The 18470-nt window shown below is 28.9% G+C and carries 19 protein-coding genes; 6 read left to right on the top strand and 13 right to left on the bottom strand.

What is annotated here, in order from left to right; genetic code table 11:
- Position 1: 1 nt before the first annotated feature.
- The 10 genes from KK2020170_RS09195 to KK2020170_RS09150 form a co-directional block, all read right to left on the bottom strand.
- The gene (locus KK2020170_RS09195; RefSeq protein WP_221258043.1) at positions 2-388 is read right to left on the bottom strand and encodes a hypothetical protein; all 387 of its coding nucleotides are present in this window, start codon (positions 386-388) and stop codon (positions 2-4) included.
- 76 nt (positions 389-464) lie between these two features.
- Positions 465-1136: a DNRLRE domain-containing protein gene (locus KK2020170_RS09190; protein ID WP_221258042.1), complete on the bottom strand. Its 672-nt coding sequence runs from the start codon at positions 1134-1136 to the stop codon at positions 465-467.
- Between the two features lie 20 nt (positions 1137-1156).
- Entirely contained in the window at positions 1157-2011 is an 855-nt protein-coding gene (locus KK2020170_RS09185; protein WP_221258041.1) for an Lcl domain-containing protein, read from the bottom strand.
- Positions 2012-2031: 20 nt separating this feature from the next.
- Complete coding sequence (locus KK2020170_RS09180; protein WP_221258040.1) at positions 2032-3084, bottom strand: leucine-rich repeat domain-containing protein; 1053 nt, start codon at positions 3082-3084, stop codon at positions 2032-2034.
- A 17-nt stretch (positions 3085-3101) separates the two neighbouring features.
- Positions 3102-3671: a hypothetical protein gene (locus tag KK2020170_RS09175; protein ID WP_221258039.1), complete on the bottom strand. Its 570-nt coding sequence runs from the start codon at positions 3669-3671 to the stop codon at positions 3102-3104.
- An 11-nt stretch (positions 3672-3682) separates the two neighbouring features.
- Positions 3683-4303: a hypothetical protein gene (locus KK2020170_RS09170; RefSeq protein WP_221258038.1), complete on the bottom strand. Its 621-nt coding sequence runs from the start codon at positions 4301-4303 to the stop codon at positions 3683-3685.
- A 202-nt stretch (positions 4304-4505) separates the two neighbouring features.
- Positions 4506-6830 carry a DUF7619 domain-containing protein gene (locus KK2020170_RS09165; protein WP_221258037.1) on the bottom strand — a complete coding sequence of 775 codons (2325 nt, stop codon included), beginning with the start codon at positions 6828-6830 and terminating at the stop codon, positions 4506-4508.
- Positions 6831-6959: 129 nt separating this feature from the next.
- Positions 6960-7697, bottom strand: a complete 738-nt coding sequence (locus tag KK2020170_RS09160) for a LytR/AlgR family response regulator transcription factor (RefSeq protein WP_221258036.1) — start codon at positions 7695-7697, stop codon at positions 6960-6962.
- Positions 7694-9868: a tetratricopeptide repeat-containing sensor histidine kinase gene (locus KK2020170_RS09155; protein WP_221258035.1), complete on the bottom strand. Its 2175-nt coding sequence runs from the start codon at positions 9866-9868 to the stop codon at positions 7694-7696. The genes KK2020170_RS09160 and KK2020170_RS09155 overlap by 4 nt, the downstream gene beginning before the upstream one ends.
- A gap of 14 nt (positions 9869-9882) precedes the next feature.
- Positions 9883-12078, bottom strand: a complete 2196-nt coding sequence (locus KK2020170_RS09150) for a tetratricopeptide repeat-containing sensor histidine kinase (protein WP_221258034.1) — start codon at positions 12076-12078, stop codon at positions 9883-9885.
- Between the two features lie 73 nt (positions 12079-12151).
- On the opposite strand from KK2020170_RS09150, the gene KK2020170_RS09145 reads away from it, so the two are divergent.
- Together KK2020170_RS09145 and KK2020170_RS09140 are read left to right on the top strand one after the other, a co-directional pair.
- Entirely contained in the window at positions 12152-12712 is a 561-nt protein-coding gene (locus tag KK2020170_RS09145) for a 2'-5' RNA ligase family protein (RefSeq protein WP_221258033.1), read from the top strand.
- Positions 12713-12745: 33 nt separating this feature from the next.
- Positions 12746-13183, top strand: a complete 438-nt coding sequence (locus tag KK2020170_RS09140; protein WP_221258032.1) for an SseB family protein — start codon at positions 12746-12748, stop codon at positions 13181-13183.
- A gap of 24 nt (positions 13184-13207) precedes the next feature.
- On the opposite strand, the gene KK2020170_RS09135 is transcribed toward KK2020170_RS09140, so the two are convergent.
- From KK2020170_RS09135 to KK2020170_RS09125, 3 genes are read right to left on the bottom strand one after another with little or no spacing between them, the layout of a single operon-like run.
- Entirely contained in the window at positions 13208-13420 is a 213-nt protein-coding gene (locus KK2020170_RS09135) for a hypothetical protein (protein WP_221258031.1), read from the bottom strand.
- Positions 13410-13559: a hypothetical protein gene (locus tag KK2020170_RS09130; RefSeq protein ID WP_221258029.1), complete on the bottom strand. Its 150-nt coding sequence runs from the start codon at positions 13557-13559 to the stop codon at positions 13410-13412. The genes KK2020170_RS09135 and KK2020170_RS09130 overlap by 11 nt, the downstream gene beginning before the upstream one ends.
- A gap of 1 nt (position 13560) precedes the next feature.
- Positions 13561-14103, bottom strand: a complete 543-nt coding sequence (locus tag KK2020170_RS09125; protein ID WP_221258028.1) for a hypothetical protein — start codon at positions 14101-14103, stop codon at positions 13561-13563.
- Positions 14104-14245: 142 nt separating this feature from the next.
- Between KK2020170_RS09125 and KK2020170_RS09120 the strand changes: the two genes are divergently transcribed.
- The 4 genes from KK2020170_RS09120 to KK2020170_RS09105 all read left to right on the top strand — a co-directional run bounded on the left by KK2020170_RS09120 (position 14246) and on the right by KK2020170_RS09105 (position 18420).
- Positions 14246-15487, top strand: a complete 1242-nt coding sequence (locus KK2020170_RS09120) for an NAD(P)/FAD-dependent oxidoreductase (protein ID WP_305070121.1) — start codon at positions 14246-14248, stop codon at positions 15485-15487.
- 41 nt (positions 15488-15528) lie between these two features.
- Positions 15529-16161, top strand: a complete 633-nt coding sequence (locus KK2020170_RS09115) for a Crp/Fnr family transcriptional regulator (protein WP_221258027.1) — start codon at positions 15529-15531, stop codon at positions 16159-16161.
- On the top strand, positions 16161-16949 hold the full coding sequence (locus KK2020170_RS09110) for a sulfite exporter TauE/SafE family protein (protein ID WP_221258026.1): 789 nt from the start codon (positions 16161-16163) through the stop codon (positions 16947-16949). The genes KK2020170_RS09115 and KK2020170_RS09110 overlap by 1 nt, the downstream gene beginning before the upstream one ends.
- Positions 16950-17010: 61 nt before the next feature.
- The gene (locus tag KK2020170_RS09105; protein ID WP_221258025.1) at positions 17011-18420 is read left to right on the top strand and encodes an MBL fold metallo-hydrolase; all 1410 of its coding nucleotides are present in this window, start codon (positions 17011-17013) and stop codon (positions 18418-18420) included.
- The last annotated feature ends 50 nt before the right edge of the window (positions 18421-18470 follow it).

Here is an 18470-nt window from a genome sequence, read left to right as displayed (position 1 = left end):
ATTATGAAACAATCCTAACAACTTCAGCTTCTATCTCATTGAAAGCCTTTTTTTGAGATGGTTCTAAAACAGCTGTTTTAATTTTACCAGTAATAATTTCAAGTACATTTTGATAGCGTTTTTCACTTTTACCAAAATAAGCCTGCATAATTTTGTTTGGAATAATATGATTTGCTTTTAATGTTTTTTCATTTATAAAAAACAATTTTACAGCATGCATGTTACTCTTCTTTAAAACTAAACATTGTGCTAAATTTCCGTTATTATCTACTCGTTGTTCCCAAATATCATATTCTTTGGTACAACTAAAATTTACATTATTTTTTAATGCGTTTTGTAGTTCATCTAGCGAATTGTATTGATTCTTAATTGTAATTAGATTTTCCATTTTATTTCTTTTTAAGTTTAAAATAACAAACCAACCAATTCAAATTGAATTGGCTGATTCTTAATTAATATTTGAATTATTCGGCAATTCTATAATATACATCAATTTTTGGATGCAAATCTGAATCGGTATTATCGCTAGAAGCAAAAACCATTTTTTTATCTGCCCCTGAGTTATCTTGTAACCTGAACAAAAATCCAAAATTTTGACTTGGGTTAGCAATCATAACTCGAGCCATTAATGTAACATTAATATCTAAGTAATCTTGAATTGTACTAGTAGTTTGGTCCAAAAGTACCTCATCATCTGAAGTACTTGTAGGTTGATTACTCCAAGTAACCGTGCTTTCATCCCACGTAGAAGTTACACGTTGTAATTTAGAAGCATTTGCACCTGCATGAGAACCATTTGAGGTAGATTGATAGGAATACAATGAGATTTTAACGCTGTCTACAACTGCATTAGTTGGAATATCTGAAAAATCAAAACGAATTAAATTTCTAGTTTCATTTCCATTATACCTTCCTACCATAAAATCGGGGTGTGATCCTAATTGTTGATTTACATTAAACTCATAAATAAAAGCGTCTTGTCCTTCAGTAGCATCTGGTTTTATCGTTTTTGTGTAATTAGTGTAATTTATAGGTTGCGGTGTAGGTTGTGGTGATTCATCATCACTACTACAACTAAAAGTTGAAAAAATTACAACTATTGCTAATACACTCTTAATTTTAAACGTTTTTTTCATAATTACTTATTTTTATTGGATTAAAAATCCGTCCAGTGTCTTACAGCTCTTACTTTAAATAAATTATCTCGATTAATATTATTCAACGTCCCATCCCAAAATTTTATGGCGTAAGCAGAACTACTATTTGAAAAACTTTGTATTGAGGTCCAATAATTATCATCAGTTATAATACTTCCACCATTTGTTATTATTGCAGAATTAATAATTGCTTTATTATTATATATTTCACCAAACTCATTTAAGTTAGGCAAAAACCAATCACTAAAACCATTTATAATATCATTTGCCATATCTGCAGCAATTCCTGAAACATTACAAGAGGAAACTATAGCCAAAGTATTGGATTCACCATCTCCAATATTTTGTCCTTCAGCACCAGGGATATCTAAACCTATACAACCCCACACAGCACCACTACTTTGATCATTAATTGAAACTACATAACCTTCATTTCCATTTGCATTTATCCAAAAAATAACACCACCATATTTATATTCTCCTATTTCTGCTTTATCTACCAATTCTATTGTTACAGTAGCATTATTAGATGCTCCAGAAGCAGAAACAGTAGCAGTTATGGCTGGATTCGTTTCAAAATCAAACAGAGCAGCATCTATAATTGTTAATTCTCCTGTTGAAGCATCGATTTCCATTGCTCCTGAAGGCGTTTGTGAAACAATATTAAATGTCAATGCTGTTGTACTGTTGCTTTGAACAGTTCCAATAACGGCTCCATTTGTTGGGTTTTCATCAATTGTAACTTCTAAATCTTGAAGTGTTACTGATGGTGTTTGTGGCGAAGTATCATCACTACTACAACTAGCTATCGAAAGTATCGTAGCTAAAGCTAACCAGCTTTTAATTTTAAACATCTTTTTCATAATTATTTTTATTATTTAATTAATACTTTTTTTGTAACCGAACCTTTATCAAAGTTTAATACAAGAATATAAACTCCTTTTGAAAATGAAATTGTAGGTATTTCGCTTTCAACTCCTTTTGAAATTTCTTGACCTGATAAATTGAATAGGCTATAATTCTCTAATTGTATTTGGTTACTTGATAATATTTTAATACTATTCTCCATAGAAATTATTTTAATATCGTTCTCTAATTCAAAATTTGAAGTACTAAGAGCATCTTCTGTTACAGGTGCAAAACCAGTCCATAAAGCACCTGAATTCGTCACATAAGCTCCGGTAGTTCCTGGTGGTATGTGTAAATGAATAGTACTTCTATTAAAAGCAAATGTATCGTTTATTGAACTTGTTATGATAATTGGCGGTACTCCGTTTTCTGAATAAACATTAGATAAAGGATTAAATAGAAAGGCGGAATCGCCAATATTATTTACACTGCTAGGTATTACTAAATTACTAATATTATTATCTCTAAAAGCAGAATTACCAATACTAATAACATTATTTCCTATTACTAAACTTGTTATACCATTTGAAACAAAAGCCAGCTCTCCAATACTGGTAACATTTTCAGGAATAACAAGACTCTGCAAATCATTAAATGAAAAAGCATCAGTTGGAATACTTGTCAAATTATTAGATAATTGAACATTAATCATTAAAGAGTTATATGCAAATGAAGCTACACCAATAGAAATAACAGAATCTGGAATAGTAACGCTAACTAAATTGTTATTACGAAAGGCATTATTTCCTATACTCGTAACACTACTTGGAATAGTTACATTAGTTAATGAATTACTTAAAAAGGCACTATTTCCTATACTAGTAACATTATAGGTTGTACCATTATAACTAACCGTTGCTGGAATGTTTACAACAGTACCTCCATTAGCATCATAATCTGATATTACAACAGATGTTGAATTTACAACATCATATGTTATATAGTTATCAGTAAACGTTTGCGAATATCCTAATAGTGAACAAAATAGAATACTAAATAAAAGTAAATGTTTTTTCATAGTTTTAAAATTTATGATTAGTATTTGAAATCAATTAATTCCCCGTCTAATGTGTACGAAAAACGGAATGTTGTCCCACCATTTTTAGGTTCTAAATTAACCGCATAGTTTGCTTTTGAAATATCTCCATTATCTGGAAAACTGATAAAAGCAATATGTAATTTAGGATCTTCAATATTTTTTTCTTTGGTAAGTTGGGCTTTCGATTTCTCCACTAATTCGCCTAATTTTTTTAAATTAATTTTTTCATTTAATTGAAACATGAAATCGGTTGCTTTTGTACCTTCTGGAATTTCAATAGTAACATCCGATGTTTGTTGCCAATTGTCTTGCGATTGTAACCATTCTTCCATTTGCAATGATTCTGGATTTTCAGCAACTGTAACTGTAATGGAATTACCTAAGGTTTCATTGTATATAATGGATAACTTGGTATAATAAGCATCGTTACCAAATTTATCTTTTAGCTGATTTTCAATTACTGAAAAACCTTCAGCATTCGCTTCTTGTTTTGAACTTCCACCTCCACAAGAAATCATCATTAATGCAGTAATGCAGGCATAAAGTGTAATTTTAATTTTTTTCATAATTTCTATCTTTAATTAAATTTCATTTCAAATATTAAATAGTGTTTAATTCCAAATTTTTCTCCCCATTTTTCAAGATCTCCTCCACTTGTACCAACATCACACCAAGACTTTGACCCATCTTCTCGCTCATAAGGTAAAATATATGCTAACAAATAAAATTTTTCATTATAGTCAATCTTTAAATTACTTTCTTCAACTATATTTCGCAGACTATACTCTTTTGAATCTATTGCGTCATATTCTTTGGTAACACCAAATCGAGGAAATCGAAATGTTAATTTTAATTTATTTTTTGAAGTTAGTTTTGCTATCACTTTAAAACTTAAAACAGTATCATTAATAACTTGAAATTGTTCAATCCCAATCTCTTTACTATTAAAAACAGTTGATTCACTAATTAATTTACCATTCCATATTTCCTTTACAGTTAGATGATAACTTTTGTTTTTCAAATCAGTTCCAGTAAACTTCAATTTTAAATATTCAATACCTTCAAACTGAAGAATATCTCTAATTTCAGGATTCTTAGATGCATATTCAGAAATCATTTTTATCTCATTTTTAGCATCAGATTGAGAAAAACTATTTAAAAAAATAAACATTCCAAAAAATAAAAAAATAGTTCTCATAAGGTGTTTTTAATGATTACATAGTAAAAGTACCTATTGAAAACACAGTAAAAAATACCTAACCTATATCCGTTTCCTTTGAACCGATATTCGTGAAAGTTGAATAAAAATTTGATTTAATATTTTTAAAATAAATCCCGAATCAATATAAAAACAGGATTTTTTATTATGAGACACTTCGACAAGCTCAGTGTGACAAAGGTTAATTTTTTAAAAACTTAGTAATTGCACTACCTTTTTCTGTATTTACTTTTATCAAATAAGTTCCTATTGCAATATTAGAAACATCAATACTTGTTGTTGTGTTTGGAACAGCAATAACTATTTGACCAACAATATTATAAATTTCAACCGATTGAATTTCTATTTGATTCTTAGTAGAAATATTTAAAATATCGTGTGTTGGGTTTGGATATAATACAAATTCGTTTTCAAATTCAAAACTTTGATTGCTTAAAACATCTTGAATAGTTGTAGCGAATGCATTTGTTGTAATTGGATAATTGTAATCAAAATAAATATTGGCATCGTTTGTAAATGTTTCACCAACCGTTAACGTAGGCAATGTTTTTATTTTAAAAGCAACATATCCATCGTTTGTAGCGTCGTTAAAATCAAGATTAATGTTTTCGAAAATGAATTCTACTTTATTGTCTTTAATTTTGGTGTAAAACTCATGACTTCCATGCAACGGAACTAACGTTGAAACATCGAATTTAGAAGTATCAATCATATCTTTTACTACAATATTTTGAGCAGGATAAGTCCCTGTATTTTCAAAACGAATTACATAATGCACATATTTTCCTATTGTAGCAACATCAACTGTTTCACCTTCTAAACAGGTTTTATCATTTGGATCGTAGGAACCCACAACAGTTTGGTTTAACGTAAACACATTATCCAAAGGAGTTTCATCTGTGTTTGCTGTTGAAATAGTAGCGATATAATTTAAAATATCACCAATATTTACAGGTGGTGTATCTGTGGGTGCATTAACATTAAAGGAAATTTCAATTTCTCTTGTCTCAAAAGGCAACAAATTCGTGTGATTCCAATTAAAAGTATTCGGTGCTGAACTATCATAAACAGGGTTTGAAGATACATAATCTAAAACTGCATCATCAAACGTTAAAGAAACATTTCCATTTTCAATTTCGGTTCCTTTGTTTCTATAAACAATTTTATAATTCGCATCAAAACCTGGAATTGCAGGTGTTATTGGAATTATAACAACTTCTACATCAGAATGTACACCATTTGCTGTAATACAAAAATCTTGTAAAAACGGACTTGCATTGGTAGGAAAATCTACAACAAAGTTTGTTGGAGAAATTGTAAAATACGTTGGATTTTCTAACGTAGGCGTTACAGTATAAATACCTGCTTGAACGGGTATAAAATAATCACCCGTTGTATCTGAAATTAAACTGCCTGTTGTGGTACCATTTGAAATACTTAAATTCAAATTTGGCACATTTATATCTCCTACGTCACAACCGTTATTGTTAGCATCAAATTTTATATTTCCAGTAATATCATAAAAAGTTCCGCCTGGTGTAAAGGAACAATAACTGTTTACATGACAAGTAGAAGTGTAACCATAAGTATCAATCTTTTGCTGAACAATAGCTACATCTTCTTCATCAGCGCATACAAATTGAAGGTTTGGGTTATCATAAAAATCTAAAGTGGTCCATGAATTAGAATTTCCGTTTTTTATATTCAATTCTGTGAGTGAATTATCATAGCATTGTAACACATTTAAATCACTTAACATAGAAACATCTAAATTTGTAATTTGGTTTCCGAAGCAATATAAACGTTGAAGATTAATATTATTAGAAACATCTAAACTTGTAATTTGGTTTTCGCGACAATACAAGCGTAGAAGATTAATATTATTGGAAACATCTAAACTCGATATTTGAGAAACACTACAATCTAAACGCCATAAATTAGTTAGGTTCGAAACATCTAACGAAGTTATGTTAGTATTATAAATCCATAAATCTGTTAGGTTAGTCAAAGTTGAAACATCTACACTTGTTAACAAAGTGGCTCCCACACAACGTAGATTTTGTAAATTAGTTAAACCTGTTACATTAAGAGTTGTAAGTGGAGACGAAAGTGGAGTATTTGGACTTCCACAATGTAAAACTTCTAATTGTATAAAAGGAGTTGCATCAATAACTGCAATATTTTTGTTTCTCAAATCTAATTCCTTTAAGTTTGTAAAATATTCTAATCCTGTTATATCTGTAATATTTGGATTATAATAATAATTATTTGAATATATTGCTTGAGAAAGATATAAATAGACTATTTGAAGTGCTTCACTAACTTCTATTTCATTATTATTGTTTGTATCAATTTTAACATTATTACCATTTAAATCCTTAGCTGTAGCATTATTAGGACTTGCACTTAACAATTTTAATTTAAGTTCAGCATCTGGAAAATTGATTATTTGCGCTTTTCCATAAAAGCAAACAAAAAACAGTAGTATAAAGTAGTATTTTTTCATAATGTCGTCATTTAATTTTTCAATTAAAAATACCTATTGAAAACACAGTATGAAATACCCAACCAATATCCGTTTCCTTTGAACCGATATTCGTAAAAGTTGAATAAAAATTTGATTTAAGAAATGATGTTATTTCTTATTCCAATTGAATAATGAGGAAAGAAACGATTCTTTTTTTCGAGAAGAAACCGGAATTTTAGTGCCATTTTTTAAGTGAATAGTACCCGCTTTATCGTATTTATCGACAAATTTCATATTAATCATAAACGATTGATGCGGACGCTGAAAATTAGCTTCTAACAAACGGTCTTCAAAATCTTTAAGGGTTTTTGAAACCAAATGCTTATTGCCATCGCTACAATAAAAAGTGGTGTATCCTTTATCCGATTCGCAATAAATGAGTTCGTCTAAATTGATTAATTGATAACTATCGTGAAATGATAAAACAATATGATTGCCTTCGTTATTGAAAACTTGCTTAGCCTTTGCAATTTGACTTTTTTGATCGGAAGCGGTAAGTTTAGCAACTTTTTGTAAAGCAATTTTTAGCTCCTCAACATCAACCGGCTTCAATAAATAGTCAACCGCTCCAATTTTTAAGGCTTTTAAGGCATATTCTTCGTAAGCAGTAATGAATATAATTTTAAAGTCAATCGATTCTAATTGGTCTAAAAAATCAAACGCAGTTCCATCCTTTAAATTAATATCTAGAAAAACTAACTCGGGTTTACAGGTTTTAGAAACAATAACAGCTTCCTGAACCGATTCGCACTCACCTATTACCTCAACATCGGCATCAATAATAGAAAGCAAATTGAGCAATCCTTTTCTAATATATTCTTTATCTTCTACGATTATAGCTTTCATAATTCAGTTTTACTATAAGGCATTTGAATGGTTACTTGGGTACCTTGTGCATCGAATTTACTTCGATCTTCAATAGTAATCGAAGCATCCATTTTAAAGTCTTTTGACAAATAGTCTAAACGTTCTTTTGTAATTTTTGTTGCCAGCGATTTTTTATTTTGGTTTGAATTTCGCTCACTTGAATCGATTCCCATTCCATTGTCTAAAATTACACAAATTAGTTTTGAATCGACTAAAGTCAGTTTAATTTCAATAATACAATTCTCTTTTTGATTTTTAAAAGCATGTTCAATAGCATTCTCCACAAAAGGTTGAATAAGCATAGGTGGCACTTTTATAGCATTGGCTTCAATAGCATCATCAACATATAACTGAAAAGTAATCTTTTCGTTTTCAATATTTTGTAAGGATAAATAATTTTCAACAGCTTCTAACTCATGCGACAATAAAACTGTTTTATCTCTTGAATTTTCTAACGTAATGCGCAAAAGTTTTGAAAACTTAGACAAGTAACTAACCGATTTATTTTCTTCATTATTCAAAATCATGCCTTGCAAAACCGAAAGCGAATTAAAGATAAAATGCGGTGTCATTTGGGTACGTAACAATTTTTGCTCAGTAATAATATTTTGCGTTTTTGCTTTAGAGTTTCTCAATTTTAAGTAAAAAATAATACTTCCTAAAACCATAGCAACAGCTAAAAAGGTAATAATTCCTAATAATAAATTGCGTTGCGATTTTTCTAAATCTTTAGAAGTGGTTTCAACTGTTTCAGTCAGTTTTGTTTCTCTTTCTGCAGCATCATTCAGTTCTTTTTTGTACTTGAATTCATATTCTATAGAAGCTATTTTTTTGATATTTTCTTCATTTAAAAGACTATCACTTAGCTTCTTAAATTGTTCATGACTTTCTAATGCTTTTTTATAATTCCCTATATTATAATAAATTTGTGAAAGTAACTCAGCTGCTTTTCTTTGTTCAAGAAGCAAGTCAAGTTTAATAGCATTTTCCCTTCCTTTTAAAGCATAGAAAAGCGCTTTTTGATAGTTTTTTTCAAATAGAAAAGTTTCAGAAATCCCTAATTCACTTTGTGTTAGAATAGGTAAATTATTAATATCCTCACTTATTTCATTTGCTTTAATAAAATTTGTGCGTGCAAGAGTAGAATTTTCTAATGCTAAATAGATAGTAGCAATATTTGCAAAGCAAATAGCAACGCTTTTTAAATCATTTATTTGGCTACTAGTTTCTAAAGATTTATTGTAATTAACTAACGCTTTTTTGTATTCTTTTTGTTCTTTATAAATGTTGCCAATATTAATTTCATTAGCTACAATAATTTTTTTATTATTTTGTTTTAATGCAAGTTCTAAAGACTTTTGATGATACAGTAATGCTTTTGTAACATCTTTCATAGAATTATAGATTTCTCCTAAATTATTTAAGGTAACAGCTATTTCTAAAGTATCAGCAGTTTTTTTGCGATAATATAGACTCTCATTACTGTTTTCAATTGCCAAGTAGTAATTTCCTTGCTTTTTGTATAGAATTCCTAAATTACTATGGATGAATGATATTCCATTTTCATCGTTTATAAGTTTGCACTTATTTAATGCTTTATTATAATTAGATATAGCTTTGTCAAAGTCTCCAATTTCTGAATAAACATTACCAATATTAATTAAACATGTAATAACCTCTCTTTTATTACCTATATTCTCATAAATTTCTAAAGCATTTAAATAAGACTGGATTGCTTTTTCATATTCTGCTTGATCATAATGAGTAATTCCAAAAGCTGTATAATTACTTGCAATACCTTTTTTATCATTAATTTTTTTATAGTGCTTTAATGATAAATTAAAATATTTTAAACTCGTTACATAATCACCTTTAATATTTTCAAGAATTCCTTTGAGGTAATTTATTCTCGCTTTACCTTTTGTAAAGTTTAGACTTTCACTTAATTGTTCTGCTTCGACAATGTATGAATTAGCAAGTTTTGTGTCTTTTTGAAAAGTTTCGAAAGCTAAATCGAATAATAAATTAACCCTTGTAGTATCTTTTTTATGTGTTCTTAATTTAATTTTAAGACTATCAACTAATTGAGTTTGGGCAATAATTTCTCCAAAAAAAAATAAAACCAGAATTAGTAAGATGTTTTTTTTCAAAATAATAGGTTTTACTATGTAAGTTTATTATAAGGCATTTGAATAGTTACTTGCGTTCCTTGTGTATTATATTTACTTCTATCTTCAATAGTAATCGAAGCATCCATTTTAAAATCTTTTGACAAATAGTCTAAACGTTCCTTCGTAATTTTTGTTGCCAATGATTTTTTATTTTGGTTCGAATTTCGTTCACTAGAATCGATTCCCATTCCATTGTCTAAAATTACACAAATTAGTTTTGAATTGACTAAAGTCAGTTTAATTTCAATGATACAATTATCCTTTTGATTTTTAAAAGCGTGCTCAATAGCATTTTCAACAAATGGTTGAATAAGCATTGGAGGAACTTTTATTCTATTTGTTTCAATGACTTTATTAACATTTAAATTAAAGGAAACTTTCTCATTTTCTATATTCTGAAGTGACAAATAATTATCTACTGCTTCTAATTCTTGCGACAATAAAACCGTTTTATCTCTAGAATTTTCCAGTGTTATTCGTAATAATTTTGAAAACTTAGACAAGTAACTTACCGACTTCGATTCTTCTTTATTCAAAATCATGCCTTGTAAAACCGAAAGAGAATTGAATATAAAATGCGGTGTCATTTGGGTACGCAACAATTTTTGCTCGGTAATTATATTTTGTGTTTTAGCTTTCGAATTTCTCAATTTTAAGTAAAAAATAATACTTCCTAAAACCATAGCAACAGCTAAAAAGGTAATAATTCCTAATAATAAATTGCGTTGCGATTTTTCTAAATCTTTAGAAGTGGTTTCAACTGTTTCAGTCAGTTTTGTTTCTCTTTCTGCAGCATCGTCCAGTTCTTTTTTGTATTTATATTCGTATTCAATTCCTGCAATCTTTTTGATGTTTTCTTCGTTTAAAAGGCTATCACTAAGTATCTTAAAATATTCTTGACTCTCAAAAGCTTTTTTGTAATTTCCTTTATTTTTATAAATACTGGCAAGTAAGCCATAAGCTATTTTTTTGTGCTTTAAAAATTCAAAATCAGTTGCCTGTTTTGTTAATTTATTAGCATTAACTAATGCTAAATCAAAATTTTTCAAATCTAAATAACATTTCGCCAAACCTTCATAGGAATCTAATAAGTCATAAGAATAGTTAAATTCTAAATTAATTTTTCTTGATTCTTCAAAATTAGCTATTGCTTTGTCATATTTCTTCATATCATAATACACAAAACCTAATCCATTAAGAGCTGTAGCCAAATTTACATTATCATCAATTTCTTTACTTAGAGTTATGGATTCATTATAGAGTTTTAAGGCTTTATCAAATTCATTAATATCATAATATATACCTGCCATATTATTTTTTATGGCAGTAACGTTTTTTTTATTAAAACTTGCACTTTCAATGGCTAATGCTCGATTGTAAAAAGCTAATGCTTTTTCATTATCATTTTTCATACGGTATAAATTACCAATATTATTTAAAGATTGAAAAATACCAATGGAATCTTTAGCTTTCTTAGCAATATCTAAAGATTGATTATGATAATCTAAAGATAATGGATAATTACCTTGCTGATAATAAACGTTTGCAATTGAATTTAATGCATTTAACATTCCAACAGAATCTTTTTCGTTTTTGTTAATTTCTAATGCTTGATTAAAATTTTCCAAAGCATTAGTATAATCTCCAATATCGGAATAGATATTTCCTATATTATATAAACAACCATCATCGGTAAGATCACCTAATTGTCTAGTGATTTTTAAAGATTCTTTATAGTGCTTAAGAGCATTTTCAAAATCTCCTTTATAAGCATACAAAACTCCAAGAGCATTGTTACACTTTTTCAATCCTTTTAAATCGTTTAATGAAGTATAAAGTTTAATTGCTTTATCGTAACTAGTTTCAGCAATTTTAAAATTAGCCTGCTCAGTATATATAACAGCTTTTATATAATAACAATGGGCAATAAATTTCTGAACCTTTAATTTATTAGCTAATTCTAAAGATTCTTCAATGTAAGCTACAGCTTTAGGCGGATTGTTTCTGTAATGATGAAAAGCTAAATGATTGAGAATGTTCACTCGTGTAGTATCTTTTGCTTTATGGTTTTGCAACTCAATTTTTAAACTATCAATTTTACTATTTTGGGAATAAAAGTTTTGTACAATAAGTAAAAAGCTAATTGCCAAAACATTTTTTAAACAACTTGATGAAATATTTAAAAACATTAAATTTGGTTTGAAAAGAATTCAAATTTAAGTTATTAAAATTAATTCATAGTAATTATAATCTTTAGAATTAATGAAAACCTACTCCATAGTTATACATCCCAGTGAAGAAGTTATTGAAGAAGTAAAGCAAATGAAAGAATTATTAGCCAAAAAAATTGGTTGGTATAATAGTAAAAATTCTTTAGCGCATATTACGGTAAATGAATTTGAACGAGATGAAAAAGAATTAGAAAAAATTAAAGTAAAACTTACTGAAATAACTAAATATTTTCATCCACAAGAAGTTACTTTTGAAAGTTTTAACACTTTTCCAAACGGCGCATTCTTTCTAGCTCCAAATGCAGAATCAAAGCAATATTTGAAGCAAATAATGACTTCAGTGAATCAAAAATTTCCTTATCCTACCAAAATAAAAAGCAACGAACCTCATATTTCAATTGGCAGACGAATTCAACCTGAAAAAATTGAAATTGCTAAAAAGCTGTTCGGAGAGAATCCAAATATTACTTTTAATTGTAATACTATTGCTTTACGTGTCTTTAATAACAAAAGAAAACAATTTGACATCATTGAAACTTTTCCTTTTTTAGGAGAAAAACCTCAAGAGTTAATTCAAGGAAGTCTATTTTAAATTCATTAATTTTGCCTTTCAATCAAAATAAAAATGAATACATCGAATCCTGAACTAGAATTTCAACCGAATAACACCAACTTACTTTCTGCAATTAAAATATTTCAAAAAGACAAAAATCAAGAAACTTTTATGGCTGTTTTTAATGAATTGCAAGGTAATAATGCTTTTTTATTAATTCCTACAACTGAACCCATTGTTGGAAAAGATAGAAACGAAGAAGGTTGGTCAACAATTGAAAAAGGTACACAAATGTCTTTTACTTCAGTTTTTGAAGTTGATGGTCAAAAAATACTTGGAGCTTTTACTTCGCAACAAACTCTTATGAATTGGGCAAACGAAACAAAACCTTTTGCATCACTTCCAGCAAGAGATATTTTAGATATTGCTATGCAAAACGGAATTGAAAAAATTGTAATCGATAGTAATCAAGATACGATGTTTGTTTTAGGGAGAAGTTTGAATAAATAGTATTCATTCGCAGTTTACAATTTTCTATAATTTACTTTTAAGGTGTTCTAATAAAATTTGATATTTACTTATTTCTCTTAAAAAATCTTCATTTGTAGTATTATCAATCAAATCGGCTATTTTTTCGGATAATTTAATTACTTTTTCTTCAGCCAAATCGTGATTCTTTAATGCTAAAGCATCAATAATTTCTTGGATTTCATTTTTTAAAATATCAAATATCAAATTAAGATTCATTTGTTTGTTCTTTATTCATTTTATTTAAAATTGCTTTTCTCTTTTCTTTAAGTGAATTTTTAGCTTCTTGCTCTTTTCGTTTTTTATTATCAACTTTCTTTTTATGAGCTAAGCGATTGGTTTCATTTCTCCTTCCCATATTATTTGTAATGTTGTTTAATTTCGATTAAGCTTTTATTAGTAGCTATTAGTTGGTTACAAATATTTTTTCTCACTGCTTCTAAATCATTAAACTCTAAGTATTTCGTCCAAGAATCGTCTTTTAAAACATCTTTAATTTGTTTTATTCTCTTTGCAGTATCAGATGCATTTCTTAAGACTTCGTTATTAAAATTTGGATTCTTCTTGTGCTGAAAAATAACTGACTTTGCTTTCCAATTGACTTCAATGTAAAACAAGTTTTCCGTTTCATTATTCGGATAAAAATCAGTCCATTTTGCATAGCCAATTCGCTGGTATTGATTTACTTTTTCTTCTTTAGAAATTAATCGCCATCTACAATTCGCAGCTCTTCCCCAGTGATTTGAAACTCTATAAACACCTTTATCTGTAAAATAATAACTACTCCCCGATTTACTTGTATAAGCTAACTTTAATCCTTTAATAGAATCTTGTAAAACTTCTTGGAATTCACAAAATGTATGTTTGTAAAAATTAAATCGGTTATATTTTTTGTGCTCCAAATTGTGATTTTATTTTTAAACAAAAATAACATAATTAAAATAGTTTTTTTAAAATTCATAATCTTCTAAGTAACAAATGTTACATCAAAATTTACTGGTTCTACTAATTTTACATAAACTAACTATCCAAAAAATCGAAATTATGAAACATCAAATTATTATAGTTGGAGGTGGAACTGGCGGAATTATGACAGCTGCACAGTTACTTCGAAAAAATAAAAATTTAGACATTGCTATTATTGAACCTTCTGAAAATCATTATTACCAGCCTGCTTGGACATTAGTTGGTGGTGGAACATTTGATTTTGCAAAAACTAAAAAATCGATGGCTAGTGTTATGCCAAAAGGTGTTAAATGGATAAAAGACAAAGTAGTTGCTTTGGAACCTGAGCAAAATCAATTAACTACCGAAAAATCTGGAACTTTAAACTATGATTATTTAGTATTATCACCTGGTTTAGTTTATGATTTAGACGGAATTGAAGGATTAAAGGAAAATTTAGGTAAAAATGGCGTTTGTAGTAATTATACAGATCCTAATTACACTTGGCAATGCATTAAAAATTTTAAAAGCGGAAATGCTGTTTTTACACAACCAACAACCCCTATTAAATGTGGAGGCGCACCTCAAAAAATTGCTTATTTAGCTGCCGATTATTTTAGAAAAAATAAAATTAATGCCGAGGTAGTTTTCGCTACGCCTGGTTCAGTAATTTTTGGGGTTAAAGAATTTGCGAAAACTTTAATGGAAGTAATTTTTAGATACGGAATTCACTTTAAACCGCATTATGCTCCAGTAAAAATTGATGGCGAAAAGAAATTAGTTTATTTTAAAAGTGTAGCTCCCGAAGAAAATCAATGTGTTATTAATGAAGGAAACGTTCTAAACGAAGAATTTCATGGAGAAAGTGAAATCGTAATGCCTTTTGATATTCTTCATTTAGCACCACCACAAATGGCTCCGAATTTTATTAGAAATTCAAGTTTGGTAAATGCTCAAAAATGGTTAGATGTTGATATTACTACTTTACAACATTTAAAATACAGAAATGTCTTTGGTCTAGGAGATGTTGCTGCTTTACCTACTGCAAAAACGGGTGCGGCAATTAGAAAACAAGCCCCTGTAGTTGTAGATAATATTCTTACAATGATAAAAGAAAACAAACTAGGTCATTCTGTTTATGAAGGTTATTCTTCATGTCCACTTGTAACTGGTTATGGAAAAATGGTTTTGGCCGAATTTAAATACGATAATGTAAGAGATTCCGATCCGTTTTTATCAAAATTTGTAGATACTACTAAAGAAAATTGGAGTATGTGGATTCTAAAAAAATATGGATTACCTTACTTATATTGGAAAAAAATGTTAAAAGGAAAAATGTAGTTCAAAACTTCAAATAGAAGTATCTTTACAAAAAAACAAAAATGAAAGACATTTTAAAAGAAGCCTACGGTTATATATTTGAAGAAGCCCTGATAGATGAAATTGCATCGGTAGCAACTTATAGAGAATTTAAAGCCGATGATTATTTAATCGAAATTGGCGATTATATAAAAATGATGCCATTGCTTTTAAATGGAGCAATAAAAATTCTTAGAGAAGACGATAATGGAGATGAACTATTATTATATTTTTTAGAAAGAGGTGATACATGTGCTATGACATTAACATGTTGTATGGGACAATCTAAAAGTAAAATTCGTGCCATTGCAGAAACTGATGGTTCACTTTTAATGATTCCGGTTGAAAAAATGGAAGAATGGTTAACAAAATACAAAACGTGGAGAAATTTCGTTTTTGATAGTTACAATATTCGCTTAAAAGAAATGCTGGAAGCTATTGATACTTTAGCTTTTATGAATTTAGACGAACGTTTGTTTAAATATCTAACAGACAAAGCAAAGGTTTTAGGTGATACTGAAATTCACAATACACACCAACAAATTGCTTACGAATTACATACTTCCCGTGTAGTTATTTCACGTCTATTAAAAAGTTTAGAATTACAAGGCAAAATTAAATTACATAGGAACAAAATTGAAGTCTTAGAATTTTAATGGAAATATTTGGTTATATAGGAGCTTTATTAATTGGACTAGTACTTGGTCTAACTGGCGGTGGCGGTTCAATGTTAACAGTTCCTATTTTAGTTTATATAATGCTATTGAATCCAGTTGTTGCGACAGGTTATTCTTTATTTATTGTAGGAACTACTTCTATTTTTGGAGCCTTTCAAAATTTTAGAAAAGGTTTAGTCGATATTAAAAAAGGTTTTTTATTTGCCATACCATCATTCATTGGAGTTTATTTGACAAGAAGCTTTTTGGTTCCTATAATTCCTGATGAAATACTTAAAATTGGAAATTTTACCGTTTATAAAGGAACTTTTTTGATGCTCTTCTTCGCAATAATTATGTTTTTAGCTGCAATGTCAATGCTAAAAAAGAAAAAAATTGAAGTTGCAGAAATTGCAGAAAAAGAGGCATCAACAACAATTTTAATTATTCAAACATTCTTTATCGGGATAGTAATAGGGCTTGTTGGAGCAGGTGGCGGATTTTTAATAATTCCTTCATTAGTATTATTTGCAAAACTCCCAATGAAAAAAGCAGTTGGAACATCACTATTAATAATTGCTATGAATTCATTGATAGGATTTATAGGCGATATTCAAAATTTAGAGATAAATTGGTTATTTTTACTCAGCTTTACTTCAATTTCAATTGTTGGAATTTTTATAGGAACTTATTTAAACAAATACATCAACGAAAATCAATTAAAAAAAGGGTTTGCTTATTTTGTACTTATAATGGCTTTTATAATTCTTTATAAAGAGTTAATGTAACATAAGTTACTATATTTTAAATAAACACAACTTAATTTTACAATCAATAAAAAAAATAAATATGAAAGTAGAACAAATATATACAGGATGTATTGCTCATGCAGCATACTATATTGAAAATAATGGTGAAGTAGCAATTTTTGACCCCTTACGAGAAGTACAACCCTATATTGATAGAGCCGAAAAAGATAACGCTAAAATTAAATACATATTTGAAACGCATTTTCATGCAGATTTTGTTTCAGGACATTTAGATTTAGCCAAAAAAACTGGAGCTCAAATTGTTTATGGACCAACAGCTAAGCCTAATTTTGATTGTATTGTTGCTGAAGATGGACAAGAATTTAAAATCGGAAACTATACCATTAAAACCATTCATACACCGGGACACACATTAGAAAGTACAACTTACTTATTAATTGATGAAAATGGCAAACAACATGGTATTATCACTGGTGATACTTTATTCATTGGAGATGTTGGTCGTCCTGATTTAGCTCAAAAACTTGTTGAAGACTTAACGCAAGATGTCTTAGCTGAAAAACTTTATTACTCTTTGCGTAATAAAATTATGCCTCTTTCAGATGATTTAATAGTTTATCCAAATCATGGAGCTGGTAGTGCTTGTGGAAAAAATATGAGTAAAGAAACAACTGATACTTTAGGCAACCAGAAAAAAACAAATTACGCACTTCGTGCAGATATGACTTTGGAAGAGTTTAAAACAGAATTATTAGATGGGTTAACGCCTCCTCCAGCCTATTTCCCTCAAAATGTATTGATGAATATTCAAGGATATGAAAGCCTTGAAGATGTTATGGCGCAAGGTAACAAACCATTAACTCCAAAGGAGTTTGAAGCCGTAGCAAATCAAACCGAAGCTCTAATTGTAGATGTTCGTCATGAAAATGATTTCGTTAAAGAACATATTCCAGGATCAATTTTTATTGGATTACACGGGCAATTTGCTCCATGGGTTGGTGCGCTGATAAAAGATGTTAAACAACCAATCTTACTGGTAATTCCTGAAGGTAAAGAAGAAGAAACAATCACTCGTTTATCTCGTGTTGGATTTGATAATACTTTAGGATATTTAAACGGTGGATTACAAGCTTGGAAAGAAGCTGGTTTTGAAACCGATTCTATAAATTCAGTTTCTCCGGAAGAATTTGCTAAAAATTATGAAAAAGCGACAGTAATAGATGCAAGAAGACCAGGAGAGTTTACTGCAGAAAGAGTTGAAAAAGCTACAAACATTCCTTTAGATTATATAAATGACCATTTAGCTGAAATACCAAAAGAAGATACATTTTATGTGCATTGTGCAGGTGGTTATCGTTCAGTAATTTGGGCATCTATTATGAAAGCTAGAGGTTATCATAATATGATAAATGTTGAAAAAGGTATGTCAGGAATTAGAAATACTAATATTCCACTCACAAATTATGTTTGTCCTTCAACTTTAAAATAATATAAATTTTAATTGATAATTTAAAATCAGACCTTAGTGTCTGATTTTTT

The organism is Flavobacterium okayamense (assembly GCF_019702945.1).
Lineage (GTDB): Bacteria > Bacteroidota > Bacteroidia > Flavobacteriales > Flavobacteriaceae > Flavobacterium > Flavobacterium okayamense.
Note: the sequence above shows the minus strand (reverse complement) of the source record. Positions and strands in the feature narration are given on the sequence as shown.